Origin of the sequence: Mammaliicoccus sp. RAM2, assembly GCF_045897195.1 — a bacterium.
GTDB classification, from domain to species: domain Bacteria; phylum Bacillota; class Bacilli; order Staphylococcales; family Staphylococcaceae; genus Mammaliicoccus; species Mammaliicoccus sciuri.
Genome location: NZ_JBJNWI010000004.1, coordinates 238,459 through 261,513, shown reverse-complemented (window position 1 = coordinate 261,513; position 23,055 = coordinate 238,459). Strand labels below are relative to the sequence as shown.

Genomic DNA, 23,055 nt, shown 5'->3' with positions numbered 1-23,055 from the left:
AGAATAGTTTTCAAAAGAACTAGAAAATTTGGAAAAAACATCTATACGAATAAGTAAATTCTACAATAATTGGTGGGCTTTTTTATGCTATAATTTAATTAGGCGGAAGAGGTTAGAAGTATATATTGTGGTGGCTGTTACAGACAGTCGCCTTTTTTTAATATTTTATCTATATATTAGTATTCGATATACATTGCAGGTGTATTTTCTTCAACATATTTAAAACCATATTTTTCGTATAAAAAGTTTGCAGGTGTTTCAGAAATTAAGTTGACATAGGTGCCCTTGAAACTATTTTCTTCTATATATGACATGATATGATCCATAACTAATTTTCCAAGTCCTTGCTTTTGATATTTTGGATGAACAGCAATATCCACTATGTGAAATACCGTAGCACCATCTCCAACCACTCTTCCCATTGCAATTAGTTTTGATTGATCATAAATTGTGATATTAAATAATGCATTTTCCAGACCAACTTTTACAGCTTTCTCATCCTTAATAATTAAATCGCATGCTTCTATAATATCAATGTAATCCTTAACTAAAGGCTTTTGAAAAGAAATATTGTATTTCAATTTAAAACACTCCTATCATATTAAATACATACTGATTATATACTTGATTAAAGAAAATGTATAAAAAATTGTATTTTATTATAATTCTATCTCCAAAATATAGTCCATATATTTAAAACGTTAAACCCACCTTAATTGGTGGGTTATTTTTTATGCTATAATTTATTTAGGCGGAAGAGGTCTTAAGGACATATAACCAACTATGTTACTTGGTAATCTTTTTATTTGTATTTTGTTTATTATTGTTAAAATTACCTTTGCTTAGTGAATTTATTTTTATTTTTCCAATACATTGTATATTCATCGTTTCCTGTTTCATCTTCACTTAATTCTTCGATTGTGAAGTGGTTTTTCTTATAAAAATTAACTGCTTTTATGTTCTCTTTATATACTTTTAGAGATAGGTATTCTTTTTCTTTTTGAAGATATTGTAATAAGTTTGTTCCTATTTTTTGATTTCTTTCTTTCTCATCAACAAACATACCTGCTATATAATTATCAACTAAACCACAAAAACCTAAAATATTTCCATTTTTCGTATATACAACTATTTCCGCCTCTTCGAATGCATTAAGGACATCTTCGTAATTATTATGCCAATATTGGGCATCAATAAAATTATGAGTGGTTATATTGGAATTCAACCAGATTGTTCCTAGTTTGTTTAGGGTGTCTTTGTCTTTGTTATCTAATTTAAATATCATTTTCTGCTCCTTTTTGATAATAAAAATTTTTGCAAGTTCTTATAATTCTCAAGATTTTATGAATTAGTAGTCTCAAATGTCATTTCATATAAGTCTTTATCATCTAAATTAACAAACTCTTCAATATTTACTCTATATGTGATACTATTTTGTTTTTTAGATATTTGGCTATAATATCTTATATTTATATACATATTAGTTGTATAACCATTATTTTCTATTGTATCTTCAAATTCTTCAAATGCTTTTTTATTAATAGGCATTAGATAAAATTTATTACTAGGTAAAACATTAATGTGTTTTTCTTGTAATACTTCATTCTCATTTAAATAAACTGTTATATCTATGTTTTTAGCAGTTCCACCGCCTAAATTTTGTAGTTTAAAAGCTGTATTAACGTAGTCAGAATCAGTTTCAGTTAAATTCTTTAATTTTAAACGCTTTGATTTTTCAATTATAATCTGGTCAAAGGCCAAAAATGGTATAAAAGAAATTTTAATTTGTCTTATTTGTATCATTACTGAAATGAAATATAAAATCGCCATAATAAACGTACCAATTGAACCAATCGCTTGTAAAATGTTTAACATAGAAAGTCCCCTTTTAAAATAATTAATAGTTACAATTCTACTCTATCTCCACAATACAATCCATACTTAGTAACACTTTTTCGCCATTCTGCAATACTTCTAACTTGTTACGCTCACTATCAAACTTATTAATTTTACACTCAATCGTTTTATAATACCCATTCTCCCAATACTTTATAGTAGCAGGTGGATCATAAAATAATTTCTGTGCCAACACATCATTCAAATCACGTAACGCTAATTCATCGAACACAGGTTTATCTACTTTGCTTTGGTCTTCGATAAAACCGTTAATCGTTTCATATTGTTGTGGCATTGTTGCAAATGGTGCCCACTTAATCATCTTACGACCTTCTGGGATATTGCTATTTAAATATTCCTTAGGTATCTTTCTGTAATCTGTTTCATACTTATAAGGTTCGGGCATACCTGGGTTAATGATTTTCATTTTAAACACCTCTCGTATAATTAGTAGTTACATTATACGAACAAACGTTCTGTTTTGTAAAGTGAAGTTGATAACATAAAAGCCAGGGGGCAAAAAGGGGGCAAATAGTTTGTTTTCATATGAACTAATATGAAATTTCTAATGTAGAAAACCTTTAAAAATGTGCATTTCTTGGCACTCTTGAACTAGCATAAACTCATGCGAAAAACGTATTTATTTCATCATTAGAAAAATAATTCATATTACAAAAGCCCGTATACCAATGGTTACGGGCTTTTTATTATTATGTAAAAATGAAAAAGAGCTAATCTTCTAAAATTATTGGAGATTTTATATATGATAAGGCAAAGTAAAAATATTACGACCTTAATTGGTGGGGCATTTTTGTTTTCTCAACAAGTGTTATAATGAATTTTAATAAAGAGTAGGGGGCGATTTGATGAAAGTTTTTAATGATTTCGCATCAACATGGGATATAGAGGATTTAAGAAAATAAAGATAATGCCTATATCTCAATCAAAATAAAAAAACGATTGATATAGGAGCGCATAAATATGAAGAATATTGATAATCGTAATAAGTTAGTAGAGCAGCCATTTACGTTTAATATTACTAAAAAGAAAACGATAAGAATTTTTTATTTTGGTAAGCCAGTAACTATTTTAAAAAATTATAAAGCAGAGCAATTAATTGGTAGAATGGAAGATGTAGATTATGATGATTTTGAAGTTCAACTTTTATTAGCAAAAGCTACTGGTAACTTTAAACGTGGTAACGAAAAAAATAATAAGCGTAAATGACGATATTTAAGTTATATGCAATAAAGGATCTGATTTAATTCTCAGTTATTTAAATGGATTTGTTAGTTCGATAAATGATGTTCATAGTAAAGGCCACTGTATACTTTTAGTGGTCTTTTTGTAATCAATACTTAATCTTTATAACCTATCCAGTATACTTTATATATGATAAAATGTTTTAATATATTATTTATGAATATATATAAAACATATTTATTAGGGGGATGTATGAAGATTAAAAGCAAATTATTGTTAGCTATTGCATTTACGAGCTTGACTGCATTGAATTTGAATTTGCATGCTGACGCTAAAGATGGCGGCGGTAGTGATACATCTAAAGATAAGACACCTAAGATACAGAACGTAGAGGTTGAACATAGAGATTATGATAAGAAATCGAGCAAGGTCCAAAAAGAAGTTGCGAAATCTTCAACGGCTGCAATGAATTATGTTTATTCATTGGAAGGCAAGGGTTGGGATTTTGATGGCTACTACGGTTGGCAATGTTTTGATTTAGTGAATTATTATTGGAATTATTTATATGGTCACGGTTTACACGGTGATTATGCAAAAGATATTCCAACTGCTAATAATTTTAGTGGTGAAGCAACAGTGTACAAAAATACACCATCATTTGTAGCACAACCTGGAGACGTTGTTGTATTTAATGAAGATTTCGGATCAGGTGCCGGACATACAGCGATTGTGTTAAACGGTAATGCGGACGGCAACGTGATGCAATTTACAAGTTTAGATCAAAACTGGTATGGTGGCGGCGCTGACAAGACAGAAGTTGCACAACGTATCACGCATGATTATGAAACTGAAATGTGGTTTATAAGACCAAATTAAGCAATCAATGATGATTACATAAAGTGAAATAGACGTCTGAACAATGCAATTTGTTCAGACGTTTTATATATTGTGTCAATGGATATTGTCGTTTATGATAATATTCTTTTTTTTTTATGAAATATAACGTAAAATAGATAGGAAACATAATATTAGGGAGGACAGGCATGGTTAAAAATAAAGCACAAATCATAGCACAATTTAAAGCTCAATTCGATGCGTTTATGAAAGAAATAGATATCGAATTTGAACAATATGATATTTATGTTCAAGCATTCTCGCATTCAAGTTTTATTAATGACTTTAAATTAGATAAATTAAGTCATAATGAACGTTTAGAATTCTTAGGAGACGCGGTGTTAGAATTGACGGTGTCACAGTTTTTATTTAAGAAATTTCCATTACTTCCAGAAGGTAAGCTCACTAAACTGCGCGCATCAATTGTATGTGAACCATCACTTGTAACATTTGCAATGAGTTTAAATATGAACGAATTACTTTTACTTGGTAAAGGTGAAGAAAAAACAGGTGGTCGTGAACGTCCATCATTAATCGCCGATGCATTCGAATCATTTATTGGTGCTTTGTATTTAGATAAAGGACTTGAAATTGTAGAGCAATTTTTAGAAAAAGTTGTATTTCCACATGTCGTTGATGAAAATTATACTGCAAATCGTGATTATAAAACAGAATTGCAGGAATATATGCATCGTCATAATAAAGGTAATATTACGTATCATTTATTAGATGAAAGTGGTCCAGCACATCACAAGATGTTTACTTCTGAAGTACTATTAAATGGCAAACCTTTAGAAACAGGAAAAGGTAGAACGAAAAAAGAATCAGAACAAAATGCTGCTAAAAAAGCGTTGAATAATGGTCAATAAGGGGTAGTTTATGGTTTATTTAAAATCAATAGATGCATATGGATTTAAATCTTTTGCTGAACATACACATGTAGACTTTGATAATGGTGTGACAGCTATTGTAGGCCCAAATGGTAGTGGTAAAAGTAATATTACGGATGCTATAAAATGGGTTCTCGGTGAGCAATCAGCAAAAAGTTTACGTGGATCTAAGATGGAAGATGTCATCTTTAATGGGTCGAAAGAACGTAAAAAGTGCCAATATGCAGAAGTAAAATTAACATTGGATAATCATTCAAGAAAATTAAATATAGATGAAGATACAATAACAGTTGAACGCCGCTTATATAGAAATGGTGACAGTGAATATTATTTAAATAAAGAACGAACACGCTTAAAATCAGTCCTAGATCTATTTTTAGATTCAGGTCTTGGTAAAGAAGCTTTTAGTATTATTTCTCAAGGTAAAGTTGATGAAGTATTAAATGCTAAACCTAGTGATAGAAGATATCTCATAGAAGAAGCAGCTGGCGTATTAAAATATAAAAAACGTAAAAAAGAAGCGACACAAAAATTAGACGAAACAGAACAAAATTTAAATCGTGTTGAAGACATTGTATTCGATTTAGAGGCAAGAGTTGAGCCTCTAAGAGAAGAAGCTGCGATTGCTGAAGAGTATATTGCTTTAAAAGAAGAAATGAAAAAGAGTGATATTACTGTAACGGTATATGATATTGAAAGTTTAAATAAAGATTTTAAAAAGCTTGAACAAGAGATCGAGCATTTTCAATATCAAAAAGAACAAAAAACAAATGAATTAGACGCTATGACATTTGAATTAAATGAAAAGAAAAAATCGAGAGATCAGATTTCTAATCAAATTCAAAATGATAACAAGGCATTAGTTGATGCGACTGAATCATTAGAAAGATTTACTGGTCAATTAGAAGTCTTAAAAGAACGTCAAAAAAATAGTGATGCGACAAATGAAAGACTAGAAGAAGAAAAGCAAGCTTCTCAAATGAGAATTAACAAAATTACGGAACAAATTAAAGAAATAGATGTGGAATTGAAAGAATTTAAAGATAGATATCAAGCATTAGTGCAAGAAATTAATGGACTTGAAGGTCAATTATCGAATAAAGAAGGTACATTTGAAGAGAAAATTGAACAATTGAAAGATCGTTATTATCAACTCATGACAGAACAATCAGACATTAATAATGATATTAGATTTTTAGAAGACAAATTAGCAACACATCAAGAAAAACAATCAAGATTAGATGGCAGACAAAAAGAAGTATACGAAGAACTTCAACGTGTTTGGGAAGATAAATCGACTTATACCGAAAAGCTACAATCTGTTGAAAAAGAACTTCAAGAAACAACTGAAAAATACAAATCTGATCATAAGTTGTTGAAAAGTAAAGAACAAGCATATAAAGATACGGAGTCAAAACTGTATCAAGCATACCGTTATACAGAACAAATGAAGACGCGTATTAATACGTTAAAGAGTATGCAAGATGAATACTCTGGATTTTATTCTGGTGTGAAGCATGTGCTGAAAGAAAAGTCACTCAATGGTATAGAAGGTGCAGTTGCAGAAATTATCGATACACCCTCTAAATTAACAACAGCAATAGAAATAGCGCTAGGTGCTTCTTTACAACATATCATTGTAAAAGAAGAAAAAGATGCACGATTAGCGATTAAATATTTAAAAGATAAAAAGCTAGGCCGTGCTACATTCTTACCAATGAATGTGGTTAAAAAACGATTTATACCACAATCTGTTATCGAGCAAATTAATAATCAACAAGGTTTCATTACAGTAGCTTCTGATGGCGTTAAATATGACGAGAAATATCGAAATATTGTAGAGCATTTGTTAGGTAGTACAATTATTGCTAAAGATTTAGAAACTGCCAATCAACTTGCGAGGTTAATTCAGTTCAAGCATAGAATTGTGACACTTGAAGGTGATGTGATTACGCCTGGTGGTGCTATGACCGGTGGTGGCAAAGAAAAGAAAGCAAGTTTGTTATCACAAAAAGATGAATTGAAAACGACTGAAGATAAGTATCAGAACTTTATGCAACAAACAACTCAAATCGAAGAGAATGTCAAAGCATTAAAACAAGAAGTTCAAAATATTGAACAGTCCTTAACTGAAACACAAGAAAAAGGTACTGAATTAAGATCTAAAGAGCATGAAGTAACGTTACAATTAGATGCAGTATTAGCTAAAGAAAAACGATTAAAAGACGAAAATGAAACGTTTGAATTTGAGAAGAATGATGGCTATAGCTTTGTGAAAGGTCAAGAAACATTACAAGAAAAGCAAAATAAACTTGTAAATATTAAACAAGATATAGAGAAAATTGATAACGAAATTAATCAATTAAATGCATCTCTTTCACATAGTAAAGATAGTGAAAAAACAATTCAAAATACATTAAATGAAAAGCGTTCAAATCTTGCAGTTGAAAAAGAACGAAATCGTTTGAAAGAACAAGACAAGAAACGACTTAAAGAAGATTTAAACGAATATGAACATACGTTAACTAAGATTAATGACCAAATTGAATTAATCAATTCCGATGATTATATGGGTAGTGGTCAATTTGAAAAAGTCGAAAGTCAAATTCAACTGTTTACAGATAAAAAGCAAAAAATAGAAACGAAAATGATGGATAATCAAAATAAATATAAATCTATTCAAGAAGAAATTGAGCAAATTGAGCGCGATACGCAATCTATGCATCAAAGCATTTCTGGTTTAGAAACAGGCTTACAAGATATGATGAGTAAGCACTCTAAAATAGATATTATGATTGAGCATCAATTGACACACTTAAATGAAACGTATCAATTAACTTTTGAAAAAGCACAATCATTGTATGAAATGCCAGAAGATATTTCAGAAGCAAGAAAAACAGTTAAATTAACGAAAATGTCTATAGATGAACTTGGACATGTAAATTTAAATGCGATTGAACAATTTAAAGAAGTTAATGAAAGATATACATTCTTAAGTGACCAAAGAACAGATTTATTAGAAGCAAAAGAAACATTAGAACAAGTCATATTAGAAATGGATGGCGAAGTATCTACTAGATTTAAAGAAACCTTTGATGAAGTGAATCATCATTTTGGAAATGTGTTTAAATCACTCTTCAATGGTGGACGTGCTGAGTTACAACTTACAGATAAAGATATTTTAGATGCTGGTGTTGAAATTGTCGTACAACCTCCAGGTAAGAATCGACAATACTTATCGCTACTTAGTGGTGGGGAACGTGCGCTATCTGCAATCAGTTTACTCTTTGCAATATTAAAAGCACGTACAGCGCCTTTTGTAATACTAGATGAAGTTGAAGCTGCATTAGATGAACAAAATGTGATAAGATATGCAGAATATTTAGATCAACTTAAATCAGAAACTCAATTTATCGTCATTACACATAGAAAAGGCACAATGTCATACGCGGATAGCTTATATGGTGTTACAATGCAAGAAGCAGGCATTTCTAAACTTGTGAGTGTTAACTTAAAATCAATTAAAGAAGAAGAATTGGAGGCATTACAATCATGAGTTTTTTTAAACGATTAAAGGATAAATTCTCTCCTAGTGAAGAAAAAAACAAAGAAATTGAAAACCAAGAAGAACAACCAGTCCAAGACTTAGAACCTGAGTATAATGAAAAAGAAAATCCTGAAGCGATTCAGTTTGACGATGGATTAATGTCATTAGATGAGTTTGAAGAATGGGAATCAGAACAACTTGGTGCTAAGTTCAAACAAGGATTAGAAAAATCTAGAGAGAACTTCCAAAATAAATTAAATGATTTATTAGCTGTTTACCGTAAAGTTGACGAAGATTTCTTTGAAGCATTAGAAGAAATGTTAATTCAAGCAGATGTTGGATTTAACACAGTTATGGAACTTGTTGATGAATTACGTATGGAAGCTAAACGCCAAAATATTAGTGAAACATCTGAATTAAGAGAAGTCATCGTTGAAAAAATAGTCGAAATATATGTGCAAGATGATGAAGATATTGATCAAATGAATATTGAAAATGACCGATTAAATGTTATATTAATGGTTGGTGTTAATGGTGTCGGTAAAACGACGACAATTGGTAAATTAGCACACCGTTATAAGCAAGAAGGTAAAAAAGTCATGTTAGCAGCTGGAGATACTTTCCGTGCAGGTGCTATTGAACAATTGAAAGTATGGGGAGAACGTGTTGGCGTAGAAGTGATTAGTCAAAAAGAAGGTTCTGACCCAGCAGCAGTTATGTATGATGCTGTAAATGCTGCTAAAAATAGAGGTGCTGATATTTTAATTTGTGATACAGCAGGACGATTACAAAATAAAGCAAACTTGATGAATGAATTACAAAAAGTTAGAAAAGTTATTGATCGTAATGTACCTGGAGCACCACATGAAGTATTATTAGCATTAGATGCTACAACTGGTCAAAACGCATTGTCACAAGCTAAATCATTTAAAGAAGTGACACAAGTAACAGGTATCGTATTAACGAAACTTGACGGAACAGCAAAAGGTGGTATCGTGTTAGCAATACGTAATGAATTACAAATTCCAGTTAAATTTGTAGGACTCGGTGAAAAACTTGATGACTTACAACCATTTGATGCAGAAAGCTATGTTTATGGATTATTTGCAGATATGATAGATGCGAATGAATCTGTTGAAAATACTACTGAAGAAGCTGATCAAAATGACGGAAAATAATGAACTTATAAAAACAATGAGAATGAATTACTTATTTGATTTTTATCAAGGATTATTAACTGAAAAACAACGCAATTATTTAGAATTATATTATTTACAAGATTATGCACTAAGTGAAATTGCAGAGACATTTCATGTGAGTCGACAAGCAGTATATGATAATATAAAACGAACAGATGAATTATTAGAAGAGTACGAAACGAAATTACAGCTCTTTAAAAAATTTAAAGAAAGACAATCTATTATTGATGAATTAAAAAGATTGTCAGGAGATAATCAAGAACTTAATCAGGCGATAGAACGCTTAGAAATTCTTGAATAGGAGGAGAAAGTTATGGCATTTGAAGGGTTATCCGAAAGACTTCAAGCCACGATGCAACGCATCAAAGGTAAGGGTAAAGTTACAGAGCAAGATATTAAAGCAATGATGCGTGAAGTACGATTAGCATTATTAGAAGCAGACGTTAACTTTAAAGTTGTTAAATCTTTTGTAAACACAGTATCTGAGCGTGCGTTAGGTGCAGATGTTATGCAATCTTTAACACCTGGACAACAAGTCATCAAGATTGTTCAAGATGAATTAACAACTTTAATGGGTGGAGAAAATAGTAAAATTAACATGAGCAGTAAACCACCTACTGTTGTGATGATGGTCGGTTTACAAGGTGCAGGTAAAACAACAACTGCAGGTAAATTAGCATTATTAATGAGAAAAAAATATAACAAAAAGCCATTACTTGTCGCATGTGATATTTATAGACCAGCTGCGATTCAACAGTTACAAACGGTTGGTAAGCAAATTGATATACCTGTATATACTGAAGGCGATCAAGTAAGTCCAAAACAAATTACTGAGAATGCGTTGAAATATGCACGTGAAGAACATTTAGACTTTGTTATTATCGATACAGCAGGTCGTCTGCATATTGATGAAGCATTAATGAATGAGCTTGTAGACGTTAAAGAAGTATCTAAACCAGATGAAATTATGCTTGTTGTAGACTCTATGACAGGTCAAGATGCTGTAAATGTTGCAGAATCATTTGATAATACATTAGATGTAACAGGTGTAACATTAACTAAATTAGATGGTGACACACGTGGTGGTGCAGCACTTTCGATCCGTTCTGTTACTGAAAAGCCAATTAAATTTATTGGTATGAGTGAAAAGCTAGATGGACTTGAATTGTTCCATCCAGAACGTATGGCATCTAGAATTTTAGGTATGGGTGACGTATTAAGTTTAATTGAAAAAGCCCAACAAGGTGTCGATGAAGAAAAAGCTAAAGAATTAGAAAAGAAAATGAGAACATCTTCATTTACGTTTGATGATTTCTTAGAACAATTAGAACAAGTTAAAGGTTTAGGTTCGTTAGATGATCTGATGAATATGATTCCAGGTGCTAACAAAATGAAAGGCATGAAAAATGCTAACATGGATCCTAAACAAATCGATAATGTTCAAGCGATTATCCGTTCTATGACTTTAGAAGAAAGAAATAATCCTGACATTTTAAATGTTTCTAGAAAACGTCGTATTGCTAAAGGTTCAGGTCGTTCTTTACAAGAAGTAAATAGATTGATCAAGCAATTTGGCGATATGAAGAAAATGATGAAACAATTTACAGGTAGCAATAAAAAAGGTAAAAAAGGTAAGCGAGGCGGAAATCCATTCCAAGGAATGAACTTACCGTTCTAATAGAAGTATGATACAACTTTAATATAGAGCAAAGTTATGGCAGCAACCTTTAAGGGATAATGCCAGCTTTGCTCTCTTATTTTGTATGAAATTTAAATTGGTAAAGAGAAAACACTTTACAAACAATTTATATCCTGTTATAGTATTTACTTGTAGAAAAGAAATTATAAATGAGTAAGGAGTTTTTTAAACATGGCAGTTAAAATTCGTTTAACACGTAAAGGGTCAAAAAGAAACCCATTTTATCGTATAGTAGTAGCAGATGCACGTTCTCCACGTGATGGTCGTATTATCGAACCAATCGGTACTTACAATCCAGTTGCTAAACCAGAAGCAGAAATCAAAGTTGACGAAGAGTTAGCTTTAAAATGGTTAGCTGACGGTGCAAAACCTACTGATACAGTTCGTGATATCTTATCAACTCAAGGTATCATGGAGAAATTCCATAATTCTAAACTTTCTAAGTAGTAAAGCGTAGATTATATTGGAAAAATTAATACAAACAATTATAGTACCGCTCGTAGATTATCCGGAGAACATCAATATATCTAAAGATGAACAAGATTCTAGCATTACGTTCAATATAGACGTTCATGAAGAAGACATTGGCAGAATTATTGGTAAGAAGGGCAGAATGATTAAAGCAATTCGTACAATTGTGTCTGGTTCAATGAACGAGCAAGGCAAGAAAGTGTTTGTAGAAGTTAATTAAGAGTACCTAATTGGTGCTCTTTTTTAATGTTAATAATTAATGAAACAGTTGAGGAGGCACAGCTCAATGAATGTTGAAATAGGCAAAATTGTTAATACACATGGTATTAAAGGTGAAGTGAAAGTATTATCAGATTCTGACTTTACCGATGAACGATTTCATAAAGGTCAACTTATTACAGTTAAGAAAAATAATGAATCATTTTCATTTACTATAGCATCACATAGAATGCACAAGAATTTTCATCTTTTAACGTTTGAAGGTATTCATAACATTAATGATATCGAACATTTAAAAGGTTCTAAAATTTACCAAGAACAATTAAATGAAGCGATTGAACTTGAAGAAAATGAATATTATTATTCAGATATTATTGGTTGTACAGTGTTCGTTGATGAAGAAGCGTTAGGTAGAGTAATCGAAATAATGGAGACAGGTGCTAACGATGTATGGGTCGTTAAGGGAGATAAAGAATATTTAATTCCTTATATTGAAGATGTTGTTAAACATGTTGATGTTGATCTGAAGACTATTAAAATTGAACCGTTAGAAGGTTTATTAGACTGATGAAGATTGATTATTTAACACTGTTTCCAGAAATGTATGAAGGTGTACTCAATCATTCCATAATGAAACGAGCACAAGATAAAGAAATTGTTCAATTTAATACAGTGAATTTTAGAGATTTTGCGAATAATAAACATTCACAAGTTGATGATTATCCTTATGGTGGTGGACAAGGTATGGTCCTTAAGCCAGAACCTGTATTCAATGCGCTTCAATCATTAGATAAAGATGAAAACACGCGTGTGATTTTAATGTGTCCACAAGGTGATCCATTCACACAAGCGAAAGCGGAGTCTTTATCAGAAAGTGATCATATTATTTTTATTTGTGGTCATTATGAAGGATATGATGAGCGAATTAGAGAACATTGTGTAACCGATGAAATATCAATTGGAGACTTTGTATTAACGGGTGGCGAACTTGCGAGCATGACAATGACAGATGCAATCGTAAGACTATTACCAGGTGTTCTTGGCAATCAAGTATCACATGAAGATGATTCATTTTCATCTGGATTATTAGAACATCCTCAGTACACTAGACCAGCAGATTATGAAGGCTTAAAGGTACCAGATGTATTATTATCTGGGAATCATGCAAACATTGAAAAGTGGAGACATGAACAATCATTGTTAAGAACACAACAGAGAAGACCAGATTTGTTAGAAAGTTATCCATTAACAGAAGCGGATAAACGTTTCTTAAATGATAACAAAAAATAGATTGAATCAACTTGTACAATGTGATATATTAATATAAGTGTGTGAGCACAAATTCACTATGATCCGCTGCTAGCATTTATATGAAACAATTACATTGGGCAAGAACATAGTCAGAAGGAGAGAATATAATGAGTAATAATAAGTTAATCGAAGCAGTAACAAAAGACCAATTACGTACGGATATTCCAACATTCCGTGCTGGTGACACTTTAACTGTACACGTACGTATCGTTGAAGGTAGCCGCGAACGTATCCAAGTGTTCGAAGGTGTAGTTATTAAACGTCGTGGTGGCGGAATTTCTGAAACGTTTACAGTTCGTAAAATTTCTTACGGTGTTGGTGTTGAGCGTACATTCCCTGTACACACTCCAAAAATCGAGAAAATCGAAGTTAAACGTCGCGGTAAAGTACGTCGTGCGAAACTTTACTACTTACGTAGCCTACGTGGTAAAGCTGCTCGTATTAAAGAAATTAGATAATATAAACCTTGGCATTGCTTGCTAAGCGTTTAAGTGATTGGGACATATATCCCGAGACAAAATAAATAAGCATATCACTGAACTGATTACTCAGTTGCTGGTGATATGCTTATTTTTTATTGACTAATAAGGGTCGAATATATTTAAGTTTGCAGCTTCCTATTCACTTTTCTTGTGAAGACGATACTTAAAATAATTGAAACAAATGAAACCAAAATCATCGTTTTAAAATAGGGTGGTTGATAAGTGATTTCTATATCTTTGTCTTGTTGTTCTACATCAATACCTGACATAATGTGATTGACTTTGTGAATGGCTTTGTCTTTACCGTCTACTTTAGCCTTTAAGCCTTCTCTATACGGTATATTGATGACTGCTGTTCCTTTTTTGTGTTCTTTTAAAGATATATTAATTTTCCCGTTTTTTTCATGGTAAGTATAACGTTTCTCTTTATGAGCTTGCTTCAACGTTTGATAATTTTCACCATATAAACCTTGTAATTGTAAAATATATTTCCCATTCGTTAATGAGATAAATATTTTACCATCTTTAGGTACTGGCACACGATAAAGTAAATCATCTTGATTCATGCGATATTTTGAATCTTGGAAGAGACGATTATTTGGATAATCATTTACTTGAATTGTAAAGTTTGATTGTGGTAATTCCCGTTCTAAATGTAACATTAAATATAAATCTTGATATTGATTCGTTAACTTTTTAGGTAGCTGAATCGTTAAACCATCTCCATTTCGAGGCACGGTCAACATATTGTGTTGATAATCGGCATCACGTGTTGTAATGGTAGTTTGATTTAAAAGATTCGGTGCTTTGTTTATTTCTGAATTAACTTTATCTTTATCTGTTGTAACAACACCTTTAATCATAGCATGTTCAAGATCTAACGGTTTATGAATATTATTGGCATCATAATATTGATCGGTTACTTTAACTGCAGGTAACGGTTGCTCGTTTTCTAATATTTGATATTTGCCATCGTCTTGAATCAATTTAAAGTTTGCTGGCGATGATTTTTGATATGATTTCTTCATTATATACTTTGTTGACCAAAGGCTGTATAAGTTTGATCTATCTTGCATATCGCTATAACGACTTAACGATTCATTTTGTAGATTAACTTTTGCATCTTCAAAAAGATATTGATTTAAACCGCCATCAAAAATACTAGAGTATAAACTAAGACCTTTAAAATGTTGATACATAGGTGTATTGTCTTGTGTTAATACGCGCCATCCTAATCTTTCATCAGGATTCAATTGTTGATTTAAATGTGATACATGACTTCGTTGTAAACCACTATCAAACGTACTTGCTTGAATAAAGAATTTATTTGCACGTCTTTCATGATCTTCGTGATAGATTTGGTTCTTACTATGATCTTTTGAGACTAAGAAAGAAGTTAACAAAATCATTGTCGCAAATACAAGTGTTAATAAACGTGTAAAACGCTTTATGGTTAATACGAGCAATCCTATTACAAATAGAATAGGTACCATCCAAATCCAACTGACATAATCTTTAGTTACGTAATAACTTGAAAAAATGATAATAAAACCTGGTATGGCGGTGATGATATATTGCTTGATGCTAATCGATTTAAAGTAATATACGTAACTCGCAATTAAACCACTAGAGAAGAACGTTAATAAATAATGCCATCTTTTTTGTGGTGCAGAAAAGCCATTAAAAATACTATCTACATAAGGTATAAAGCTTGCAATCATTAAAATAATCGTAAAAATGCTAAATAATCTATAATAATAATGTTTGTAAAGCTTTATTGTTAAAAGCGCCTGAATGGCTATAAAAAGTACTACAATTAAATAATTGTCATAGAATATATTGTCATGTTTATTAAAGTTAGACAGTAATGGAATCGTTCCATTATAAATTGCACGATTATTCCCAATGAAACTATGGGCAGAGTGGAAGAAAATAAATAAACTACTTCCAAGACCAAGTATACTCGCTACTACAAGTAATTTAAGTTGTTGTATTCTTGGTACGATATCAGCCTTATGTTGAAAAATAAATCGATAGAAAAAGTAAATGAGTCCTGTTAAAAACTGATAGTATGCGAAATAAAAGTTATTGATAAACGTTAGGGCAACGATTACGATAAACATGCCAATCTTTTTATCTTTTAAAAATCTTTCAATACTGAATAATAATAATGGTAATAGCATAAAGACATCGCTAAAGAATGGCCAATATACAGTAAACCTAAAATAAATAGGAGAAACTGCAAATAGAAAAGCTGCAACTATTGAAGCAGTTCGATTTAAGCCAATCTTCTTAACATATAAAAAGGTAAAACTCATAATTAAAAATGACTTTACGATTGATATGACAATGGCATTCTGAGCCCAAAATAACATATGATCCGTATTAAAATGGAAGATAAATGAGCCTAACCAAACAAAAATGACATTGATAATGAACAAAATATTCGTAGAGAAGTAATAGGACAAATCCATAAACATATCTCCACCAAGACCTAAATCAGTTGAATAGAAAAATGTTCCATGTGTCCAATGTTCATATAAATACATTTGAATTGGTAACATTTGTTCGATACCATCATTTGGTCCAGTAAAGATAATACCATCTTTAAAATAGCGATAAAGTATATAAGTATGACCTAAAATGGCTAAAACACCGAAAAGCAAAATGTATTTGTAAATAGCGTTGTTATAAAAAAATGTTTTTATTTTATTTATCATTTGATTCACCTATATGTGTTATTCGTGAGATTTAAGGTTTGTTTGTTGAATAATATATTTTGGTCTATCTTTTGTTTCATAATAAATACGACCAATGTATTCACCTATAACACCTAAACTAAATAATTGAAGGCTACCTAGGAATAAAATGGCGGAAATAATTGTGAAATAACCGGGTTCTTCGATGCCATGTATCATAATATTTATAAATGTAATTAAAATATATAGAAGACAGATAAACATTGTAATACCACCAAAATAAAAGCATAGTCGAAGCGGTTTATTATTAAAACTAACGATACCATCAATTGCGTAATCGATTAATTTAAAGTTGGAATATTTAGAACGTCCTTGATTTCTATCTAGATGATCATATGTAATAGTTGTCTTATTAAAACCAACCCATTCAAATATACCTTTAGAGAATCGGTTATACTCTGTCATTTTAATGATAGACTCAACAACTTCTTTAGATATTAATCGAAAGTCACCTTCACCACTTTTTAACTTAACATCAATCATATTTCTAGATAATTTATAGAATATTTTAGCTGGAATTCTCTTGAAAAATGACTCTTTGTCGCGATTGCGTAATGCGACAACTTGTTGATAGCCTTCAAGATGTAATTCAATCATTTGTGGGATTATCTCGGGTGGGTGTTGAAGGTCTGAATCCATAATAATAACAGCATCGCCTATACTGTGTTCAAGTCCACAATACATAGCAGATTCTTTGCCGAAATTTTTAGAGAAAGATATGTATTTAACTTGATTGTCTTTTTCTGATAGTGATTGAATTAAATTCAAAGAAGCATCTGTAGAACCATCATCAACAAAAATGATTTCGAATTGATGCGGCAAATTTAAAAAGACGTTTGATACTTTTTCATGTAAAATAGAGATGTTAGTTTCCTCATTATAAAGAGGAACTATAATTGAAATAAACATAACAAACCTCCTATATAGATATGGTTAATATATCATATTTCGATAGTTTAAGATAAGAAAGGATAAATATAAATGACAATTCAATGGTTTCCAGGTCATATGGCCAAAGCGAGACGCGAAGTAACAGAACAATTAAAAATGGTAGATGTGGTATTCGAATTAGTCGATGCACGTATTCCGCTATCTTCAAGAAATCCGATGATTGATGACATTGTTAAACAAAAACCTCGTGTTGTAATACTTAATAAAAAAGACATGTCAAAACAAAGTGAGACAGATAAATGGACACAATACTTTAAAAATCAAGGCTTTTTCCCAGTTCAAATTGATTCGAAACATGGTAAACATTTAGGTGAGCTTATGAAAGCTGCACAAGCTGCCACTAAAGAAAAATTTGATAGAGAAAAACGTAAAGGTCTTCGTCCGAGAGCAATCAGAGCTATGATAGTTGGTATTCCGAATGTAGGTAAATCCACACTTATCAATAAATTAGCCAAAAAATCAATTGCTAAAACAGGTAATACACCAGGTGTTACGAAAAAACAACAATGGATTAAAGTAGGAAAAGAATTAGAATTGTTAGATACACCAGGTATTTTATGGCCGAAATTTGAAGACCAAACGATTGGTAAAAAGCTGAGTTTAACAGGGGCAATTAAAGACAGTATTGTACATTTAGATGAAGTTGCGATATATGGATTAAACTTTTTAATCGATCATGATCCAGAAAAATTAAAACAATTTTATCAAATTGAATTACCTGAAGACGGTGACGTCATTGGTTTGTTTGATCAAATTGGTAAAAGAAGAGGTATGTTAAAACGTGGTAACGAAGTAGATTATGAGTCTGTCACGGAGTTAATCATTAGAGATTTACGTAATGCTAAAATTGGTCATTACTGCTTCGATATATATGAAGAAATGAAGGATGGCATGCATGAAACAGAAGAGCATTAAAGAAATTGTTGAAGAGATTAAACAATATTTAACGATTCAAGAAGTTGAAGCATCACCTTATAACGAAGATGAACGTAAAGGTGTTCAAAGTGCATTAAGTAAGCGAATCAAGCAGTTAGAAAAAATAGAACAACTTCATGATAAATATATTCAAATGAATCAATATGAAAAACAAGTATTAGACTTAAACAAAGATGCTGTTATTTGTGGGATTGATGAGGTAGGGAGAGGTCCACTTGCAGGCCCGGTCGTAGCAAGTGCGGTTATTCTTGAACAAAACCATCAATATTTAGGCATTACAGATTCAAAAGCTTTATCACAAGCTAAACGTTCTTATTTCGAACAAGAAATATATAATCGTGCACGTGCAGTAGGTATTGGCATTGCAACGGTAGAAGAAATTGATGAACTCAATATATATGAAGCAACAAAGGTAGCGATGCAGCGAGCAATAGACCAATTGTTAATCAAACCAGACCACTTATTAATAGATGCGATGAAGTTAGATAATGACATTCCACAAACATCTATTATTAAAGGAGACTTAAATAGTGTCTCAATAGCAGCAGCGAGTGTGATTGCTAAAGAATATCGTGATAAATTAATGTCTCAATACCATATTGATTATCCTGGATATGATTTTGATAAAAACAAAGGATATGGAACAAAAGCACATTTAGAAGGGCTCGAAAATTATGGTATTACACCGATACACCGTAAAACTTTTGAACCTATCAAATCAAAAGTGAAATATTAGTCTAACAATTCGTAAAATTGGACTCTCCTTGTTTACAATAACGCTTACATTTTCTATAATTGAGAAGTAAGCAAACATTATTGTATGTATTAGGAGGATGGAGAATGAATATCCATGAGTATCAAGGTAAAGAGATTTTTCGCTCTATGGGCGTAGCTGTACCTAATGGTTCAGTGGCTTTTTCACCTGCTGAAGCAGTAGAAAAAGCGAAAGAATTAGATTCAAATGTATATGTTGTTAAAGCGCAAATCCATGCTGGCGGACGTGGTAAAGCTGGTGGCGTTAAAATTGCTAAATCAATTGATGAAGTACGTGAATATGCTAAAGAATTATTAGGCAAAGTACTTGTTACACATCAAACTGGCCCTGAAGGTAAAGAAGTAAAACGTCTTCTTATCGAAGAAGGATGCGATATTCAAAAAGAATATTACATTGGGTTCGTTATCGATAGAGCTACAGACAGAATTACTTTAATGGCTTCAGAAGAAGGCGGAACTGAAATTGAAGAAGTTGCAGCAGCAACTCCTGAAAAAATCTTCAAAGAAGTAATTGATCCTGTTACTGGATTAATGCCATACCAAGCTAGAAGAATAGCATTTAATATTAACATCCCTAAAGAATCAGTTAACAAAGCTGTTAAATTAATGATGTCTTTATATAATGTGTTTGTAGAAAAAGACTGCTCAATTGTTGAAATTAACCCACTTGTTACAACAGGAAGTGGTGAAGTATTAGCACTTGATGCAAAAGTAAACTTCGATGATAACGCTTTATTCAGACATAAAGATATCGTTGAAATGCGCGATTTAGAAGAAGAAGACGAAAAAGAAATTGAAGCTTCTAAATACGACTTATCTTATATCGCACTTGATGGAAACATCGGTTGTATGGTAAACGGAGCTGGCTTAGCTATGGCTACGATGGATACAATTAATCACTTTGGCGGTAATCCGGCTAACTTCCTTGACGTTGGGGGCGGCGCAACAAAAGAAAAAGTTACTGAAGCATTCAAAATCATCTTAGGTGATTCACAAGTTGAAGGTATCTTTGTAAATATCTTTGGTGGAATCATGAAATGTGATGTCATTGCTGAAGGTATCGTAGCTGCTGCTAAAGAAGTTGAATTAGACATGCCTTTAGTTGTAAGACTTGAAGGTACTAATGTTGAACAAGGTAAACAAATCTTAAAAGAATCTGGTTTAGCAATCGAGCCAGCATCTATCATGGCTGATGGTGCTCAAAAAATTGTTAAATTAGTTCAAGAACGATAAGAAAGGCGGAGAGTTACGTGAGTGTATACATCGATAAAAATACAAAAGTATTAGTTCAAGGTATTACGGGTGCAACAGCACTTTTCCATACTAAACAAATGCTAGAATATGGTACTCAAATCGTTGCTGGGGTAACACCTGGTAAAGGTGGGCAAGTGGTTGAAGGTGTACCAGTATTTAACACTATAGAAGAAGCAGTCGCTGAAACTGGCGCAACTGTTTCAGTTATATATGTACCAGCTCCATTTGCAGCTGATGCGATTATTGAAAGTGCAGATGCTGAATTAGACTTAGCTATTTGTATCACAGAACATATTCCTGTTATTGATATGATTAAAGTTAAGAGATACTTAGAAGGTAAGAAAACACGCTTAGTAGGACCAAACTGTCCTGGTGTGATCACTGCAGATGAATGTAAAATTGGTATTATGCCTGGTTACATCCATAAAAAAGGTCACGTAGGCGTAGTTTCACGTTCAGGTACATTAACATATGAAGCGGTTCATCAATTAACTCAAGCAGGTATCGGTCAAACGACAGCTGTTGGTATTGGTGGAGACCCAGTTAATGGTACAGACTTCATTGATGTATTAAAAGCATTTAATGAAGACGACGAAACATATGCAGTTGTTATGATTGGTGAAATCGGTGGTACTGCTGAAGAAGAAGCAGCTGAATGGATTAAAGCTAACATGACAAAACCAGTAGTAGGATTCATTGGTGGTCAAACAGCACCTCCAGGAAAACGTATGGGTCATGCTGGTGCAATCATTTCAGGTGGTAAAGGTACTGCATCTGAAAAAATCAAAACTTTAAATGACTGTGGTATTGATACAGCAGATACACCATCTGTTATCGCTGAAACACTTATAAACCGTATTAAAAAAGAAGACGGTTTATACGAAAAATGTCTAACAGTTAAATAATAACCATATATATAAGTACAGTGTCTTTCTTCAATAGAAAAGCACTGTGCTTATTTGGTGTTTAAATTTATATAGCCGTTAATGAACTAAATTTTAGTTTGTTAGTGGTTTTTTCGTGGACAATATTAAATGCATAAACTATAATATATGTAAAATATTAACAAACAGGAGTGAGGCATGAATCACAACTATGAAATAGCATATGTAAATGCACTAACATCAAGATTAAGTGAAGACTGTCATGATTCTGAAATCATGAATAAGTTTAAAGGTTATGAAGGCGAACAACTAGTAGAAAATCTACTAAAGCAACAACATCAAATTGTGTTTAGTCATAATCTTGAATTTGTATCTTCAAATGCAGTACAAATAGATTTTTTAATCATACATAATAGTCAAATAAGTATATTAGAAGTTAAACACTACTATGGTGATTTCGAAATCTATGACAACTATATAAAGAGTTCTTATAATAAACGTTACACATCACCATTTGTACAATTATACAAAGCTAAAAATACCCTCCAATCAATACTTCAAGAAATAAATCTAAATCTACCAATACATCACTATTTAGTATTTTCAAATCCCACATTTACACTAAGAAACCACATACCAAACCGCTCGCAAGTACTATTACGCTCAGAATTTTATAAATTTCCAAATATAAGAAACCAAAACAAGATCGTTAGCCGCCCGCCAAAAAATAGAAAAAATCTACATTATAAGAGGTGTATATTTATGAATGATTATCAACAATCAATTTTAAAATTAGTTTACAGTGGTTTTACGACTAATCAAATTCACAAGATGATTCGTTATGATTCTGAGTTAAATTTTCTTTCATATAGAACTACGTTTATTGATTTTGTACATAAAAGTGGTTTAAAAGAGAGAACAATATTAACGATGTATCACAAATATAATGATAGTAATATAGATAAAATACGTGCTTCATTAGAGAAAAGAAATATTCAAATGGTATTTTCTGATGAGGATTGTTATCCAACTTTACTAAAGGAAATTTATGATTATCCACTTGTACTTTTTGGAATGGGTAATATGTCGTTATTGCAAAATAAACAAAAATTGGCTATAGTCGGTTCAAGGAAGGCTACACAATATTCAGAACAAATTTGTGATGCTATCGTGCCAGAACTGGTTAAGTCGCATATTACGATTGTTTCTGGTATGGCGATGGGTGCAGATTATTTTGCGCATTTAAAAGCGATAGAGTATAGTGGTCAAACTATAGGTGTTGCTGCATTTGGTTTAGATTATCATTATCCTAAAGCGACACAATATATAAGTGAACTGATGCGTAAAGATTACCTCGTCATATCTGAGTATTATCCAACAACGAAAGTTCAAAAATGGCGTTTTCCAGAAAGAAATCGTATTATTAGTGGATTGTCACAAGGTGTATTAGTCACTGAAGCAAATGAACGGAGTGGTTCTTTAATCACGATAGACTTGGCATTGGAACAAAATAGAAATGTTTATTGTTGCCCGGGCACGATTTTTCAATCTTTAAGCAAAGGTGGCAATAATAGAATAAAAGAAGGTGCTAAGCTCGTACAAAATGCTCAAGATATCATTGAGGATTATTGTATATTTACTGAACAAAAATAAATTTTATAAAATGTTTTAATTGACAAAGCTGAA

23 protein-coding genes are annotated in these 23,055 nt (G+C 31.8%); 17 read left to right on the top strand and 6 right to left on the bottom strand.

From position 1 onward, the window contains the following. Positions 1–176: 176 nt before the first annotated feature. The 4 genes from ACJTHF_RS08025 to ACJTHF_RS08010 all read right to left on the bottom strand — a co-directional run bounded on the left by ACJTHF_RS08025 (position 177) and on the right by ACJTHF_RS08010 (position 2,323). Positions 177–581: a GNAT family N-acetyltransferase gene (locus ACJTHF_RS08025; RefSeq protein WP_232157192.1), complete on the bottom strand. Its 405-nt coding sequence runs from the start codon at positions 579–581 to the stop codon at positions 177–179. Between the two features lie 251 nt (positions 582–832). Then, complete coding sequence (locus ACJTHF_RS08020) at positions 833–1,285, bottom strand: GNAT family N-acetyltransferase (protein ID WP_232157190.1); 453 nt, start codon at positions 1,283–1,285, stop codon at positions 833–835. A gap of 56 nt (positions 1,286–1,341) precedes the next feature. Continuing rightward, positions 1,342–1,875 (bottom strand): hypothetical protein, encoded by a 534-nt coding sequence (locus tag ACJTHF_RS08015; protein WP_103362128.1) that lies wholly within the window; start codon positions 1,873–1,875, stop codon positions 1,342–1,344. A gap of 37 nt (positions 1,876–1,912) precedes the next feature. Then, positions 1,913–2,323: a YolD-like family protein gene (locus tag ACJTHF_RS08010; protein ID WP_106417518.1), complete on the bottom strand. Its 411-nt coding sequence runs from the start codon at positions 2,321–2,323 to the stop codon at positions 1,913–1,915. A gap of 554 nt (positions 2,324–2,877) precedes the next feature. Here ACJTHF_RS08010 and ACJTHF_RS08005 point away from each other — a divergent pair. The 12 genes from ACJTHF_RS08005 to rplS all read left to right on the top strand — a co-directional run bounded on the left by ACJTHF_RS08005 (position 2,878) and on the right by rplS (position 13,787). Beyond that, entirely contained in the window at positions 2,878–3,123 is a 246-nt protein-coding gene (locus tag ACJTHF_RS08005) for a hypothetical protein (protein WP_058591372.1), read from the top strand. Positions 3,124–3,351: 228 nt separating this feature from the next. After that, the gene (locus ACJTHF_RS08000; protein ID WP_025905299.1) at positions 3,352–3,975 is read left to right on the top strand and encodes a CHAP domain-containing protein; all 624 of its coding nucleotides are present in this window, start codon (positions 3,352–3,354) and stop codon (positions 3,973–3,975) included. A 167-nt stretch (positions 3,976–4,142) separates the two neighbouring features. Continuing rightward, positions 4,143–4,862: a ribonuclease III gene (gene rnc, locus ACJTHF_RS07995; RefSeq protein ID WP_048542532.1), complete on the top strand. Its 720-nt coding sequence runs from the start codon at positions 4,143–4,145 to the stop codon at positions 4,860–4,862. A 10-nt stretch (positions 4,863–4,872) separates the two neighbouring features. After that, a complete protein-coding gene (smc, locus tag ACJTHF_RS07990; protein WP_232157188.1) occupies positions 4,873–8,439 on the top strand; it encodes a chromosome segregation protein SMC in 3,567 nt (1,188 codons plus the stop codon). Continuing rightward, a complete protein-coding gene (gene ftsY / locus ACJTHF_RS07985) occupies positions 8,436–9,608 on the top strand; it encodes a signal recognition particle-docking protein FtsY (protein ID WP_058591374.1) in 1,173 nt (390 codons plus the stop codon). The genes smc and ftsY overlap by 4 nt, the downstream gene beginning before the upstream one ends. Continuing rightward, positions 9,595–9,930 (top strand): putative DNA-binding protein, encoded by a 336-nt coding sequence (locus ACJTHF_RS07980; RefSeq protein ID WP_025905303.1) that lies wholly within the window; start codon positions 9,595–9,597, stop codon positions 9,928–9,930. The genes ftsY and ACJTHF_RS07980 overlap by 14 nt, the downstream gene beginning before the upstream one ends. Positions 9,931–9,942: 12 nt before the next feature. After that, entirely contained in the window at positions 9,943–11,307 is a 1,365-nt protein-coding gene (gene ffh / locus ACJTHF_RS07975) for a signal recognition particle protein (protein ID WP_049319125.1), read from the top strand. A 192-nt stretch (positions 11,308–11,499) separates the two neighbouring features. Continuing rightward, positions 11,500–11,775, top strand: coding sequence for a 30S ribosomal protein S16 (rpsP, locus tag ACJTHF_RS07970; RefSeq protein WP_016910739.1), 276 nt, complete (start codon positions 11,500–11,502; stop codon positions 11,773–11,775). Positions 11,776–11,791: 16 nt separating this feature from the next. Next, positions 11,792–12,019 (top strand): KH domain-containing protein, encoded by a 228-nt coding sequence (locus ACJTHF_RS07965; protein WP_025905305.1) that lies wholly within the window; start codon positions 11,792–11,794, stop codon positions 12,017–12,019. A 66-nt stretch (positions 12,020–12,085) separates the two neighbouring features. Then, on the top strand, positions 12,086–12,586 hold the full coding sequence (rimM, locus tag ACJTHF_RS07960) for a ribosome maturation factor RimM (RefSeq protein ID WP_058591375.1): 501 nt from the start codon (positions 12,086–12,088) through the stop codon (positions 12,584–12,586). After that, entirely contained in the window at positions 12,586–13,308 is a 723-nt protein-coding gene (trmD, locus tag ACJTHF_RS07955) for a tRNA (guanosine(37)-N1)-methyltransferase TrmD (protein ID WP_058591376.1), read from the top strand. The genes rimM and trmD overlap by 1 nt, the downstream gene beginning before the upstream one ends. Before the next feature lie 128 nt (positions 13,309–13,436). Further along, positions 13,437–13,787, top strand: coding sequence for a 50S ribosomal protein L19 (rplS, locus tag ACJTHF_RS07950; RefSeq protein ID WP_025905308.1), 351 nt, complete (start codon positions 13,437–13,439; stop codon positions 13,785–13,787). A 143-nt stretch (positions 13,788–13,930) separates the two neighbouring features. Here rplS and ACJTHF_RS07945 read toward each other — a convergent pair whose 3' ends face one another. Beyond that, positions 13,931–16,531: a YfhO family protein gene (locus ACJTHF_RS07945; protein ID WP_058591377.1), complete on the bottom strand. Its 2,601-nt coding sequence runs from the start codon at positions 16,529–16,531 to the stop codon at positions 13,931–13,933. A gap of 18 nt (positions 16,532–16,549) precedes the next feature. Next, complete coding sequence (locus ACJTHF_RS07940) at positions 16,550–17,479, bottom strand: glycosyltransferase family 2 protein (RefSeq protein ID WP_058591378.1); 930 nt, start codon at positions 17,477–17,479, stop codon at positions 16,550–16,552. A 72-nt stretch (positions 17,480–17,551) separates the two neighbouring features. Between ACJTHF_RS07940 and ylqF the strand changes: the two genes are divergently transcribed. The 5 genes from ylqF (at position 17,552) to dprA (ending at position 23,022) form a co-directional block, all read left to right on the top strand. Then, positions 17,552–18,436 (top strand): ribosome biogenesis GTPase YlqF, encoded by an 885-nt coding sequence (gene ylqF, locus ACJTHF_RS07935; protein ID WP_025905311.1) that lies wholly within the window; start codon positions 17,552–17,554, stop codon positions 18,434–18,436. Next, positions 18,417–19,193: a ribonuclease HII gene (locus ACJTHF_RS07930; RefSeq protein WP_058591380.1), complete on the top strand. Its 777-nt coding sequence runs from the start codon at positions 18,417–18,419 to the stop codon at positions 19,191–19,193. The genes ylqF and ACJTHF_RS07930 overlap by 20 nt, the downstream gene beginning before the upstream one ends. 104 nt (positions 19,194–19,297) lie before the next feature. Further along, positions 19,298–20,464, top strand: a complete 1,167-nt coding sequence (gene sucC / locus ACJTHF_RS07925) for an ADP-forming succinate--CoA ligase subunit beta (RefSeq protein WP_025905313.1) — start codon at positions 19,298–19,300, stop codon at positions 20,462–20,464. 17 nt (positions 20,465–20,481) lie between these two features. After that, positions 20,482–21,390, top strand: coding sequence for a succinate--CoA ligase subunit alpha (gene sucD / locus ACJTHF_RS07920; protein WP_025905314.1), 909 nt, complete (start codon positions 20,482–20,484; stop codon positions 21,388–21,390). A gap of 177 nt (positions 21,391–21,567) precedes the next feature. Beyond that, positions 21,568–23,022: a DNA-processing protein DprA gene (gene dprA, locus ACJTHF_RS07915; RefSeq protein ID WP_084754753.1), complete on the top strand. Its 1,455-nt coding sequence runs from the start codon at positions 21,568–21,570 to the stop codon at positions 23,020–23,022. Positions 23,023–23,055: the final 33 nt, after the last annotated feature.

Excerpts from the sequence above, each read along its gene's own strand:
- ACJTHF_RS08020 (WP_232157190.1), bottom strand. The coding sequence starts at position 1,285 with ATGATATTTAAATTAGATAACAAAGACAAAGACACCCTAAACAAACTA.
- ACJTHF_RS08015 (WP_103362128.1), bottom strand. The coding sequence starts at position 1,875 with ATGTTAAACATTTTACAAGCGATTGGTTCAATTGGTACGTTTATTATG.
- ACJTHF_RS08010 (WP_106417518.1), bottom strand. The coding sequence starts at position 2,323 with ATGAAAATCATTAACCCAGGTATGCCCGAACCTTATAAGTATGAAACA.
- ACJTHF_RS08005 (WP_058591372.1), top strand. The coding sequence starts at position 2,878 with ATGAAGAATATTGATAATCGTAATAAGTTAGTAGAGCAGCCATTTACG.
- ACJTHF_RS08000 (WP_025905299.1), top strand. The coding sequence starts at position 3,352 with ATGAAGATTAAAAGCAAATTATTGTTAGCTATTGCATTTACGAGCTTG.
- rnc (WP_048542532.1), top strand. The coding sequence starts at position 4,143 with ATGGTTAAAAATAAAGCACAAATCATAGCACAATTTAAAGCTCAATTC.
- smc (WP_232157188.1), top strand. The coding sequence starts at position 4,873 with ATGGTTTATTTAAAATCAATAGATGCATATGGATTTAAATCTTTTGCT.
- ftsY (WP_058591374.1), top strand. The coding sequence starts at position 8,436 with ATGAGTTTTTTTAAACGATTAAAGGATAAATTCTCTCCTAGTGAAGAA.
- ACJTHF_RS07980 (WP_025905303.1), top strand. The coding sequence starts at position 9,595 with ATGACGGAAAATAATGAACTTATAAAAACAATGAGAATGAATTACTTA.
- ffh (WP_049319125.1), top strand. The coding sequence starts at position 9,943 with ATGGCATTTGAAGGGTTATCCGAAAGACTTCAAGCCACGATGCAACGC.
- rpsP (WP_016910739.1), top strand. The coding sequence starts at position 11,500 with ATGGCAGTTAAAATTCGTTTAACACGTAAAGGGTCAAAAAGAAACCCA.
- rimM (WP_058591375.1), top strand. The coding sequence starts at position 12,086 with ATGAATGTTGAAATAGGCAAAATTGTTAATACACATGGTATTAAAGGT.
- trmD (WP_058591376.1), top strand. The coding sequence starts at position 12,586 with ATGAAGATTGATTATTTAACACTGTTTCCAGAAATGTATGAAGGTGTA.
- rplS (WP_025905308.1), top strand. The coding sequence starts at position 13,437 with ATGAGTAATAATAAGTTAATCGAAGCAGTAACAAAAGACCAATTACGT.
- ACJTHF_RS07945 (WP_058591377.1), bottom strand. The coding sequence starts at position 16,531 with ATGATAAATAAAATAAAAACATTTTTTTATAACAACGCTATTTACAAA.
- ACJTHF_RS07940 (WP_058591378.1), bottom strand. The coding sequence starts at position 17,479 with ATGTTTATTTCAATTATAGTTCCTCTTTATAATGAGGAAACTAACATC.
- ylqF (WP_025905311.1), top strand. The coding sequence starts at position 17,552 with ATGACAATTCAATGGTTTCCAGGTCATATGGCCAAAGCGAGACGCGAA.
- ACJTHF_RS07930 (WP_058591380.1), top strand. The coding sequence starts at position 18,417 with ATGAAACAGAAGAGCATTAAAGAAATTGTTGAAGAGATTAAACAATAT.
- sucC (WP_025905313.1), top strand. The coding sequence starts at position 19,298 with ATGAATATCCATGAGTATCAAGGTAAAGAGATTTTTCGCTCTATGGGC.
- dprA (WP_084754753.1), top strand. The coding sequence starts at position 21,568 with ATGAATCACAACTATGAAATAGCATATGTAAATGCACTAACATCAAGA.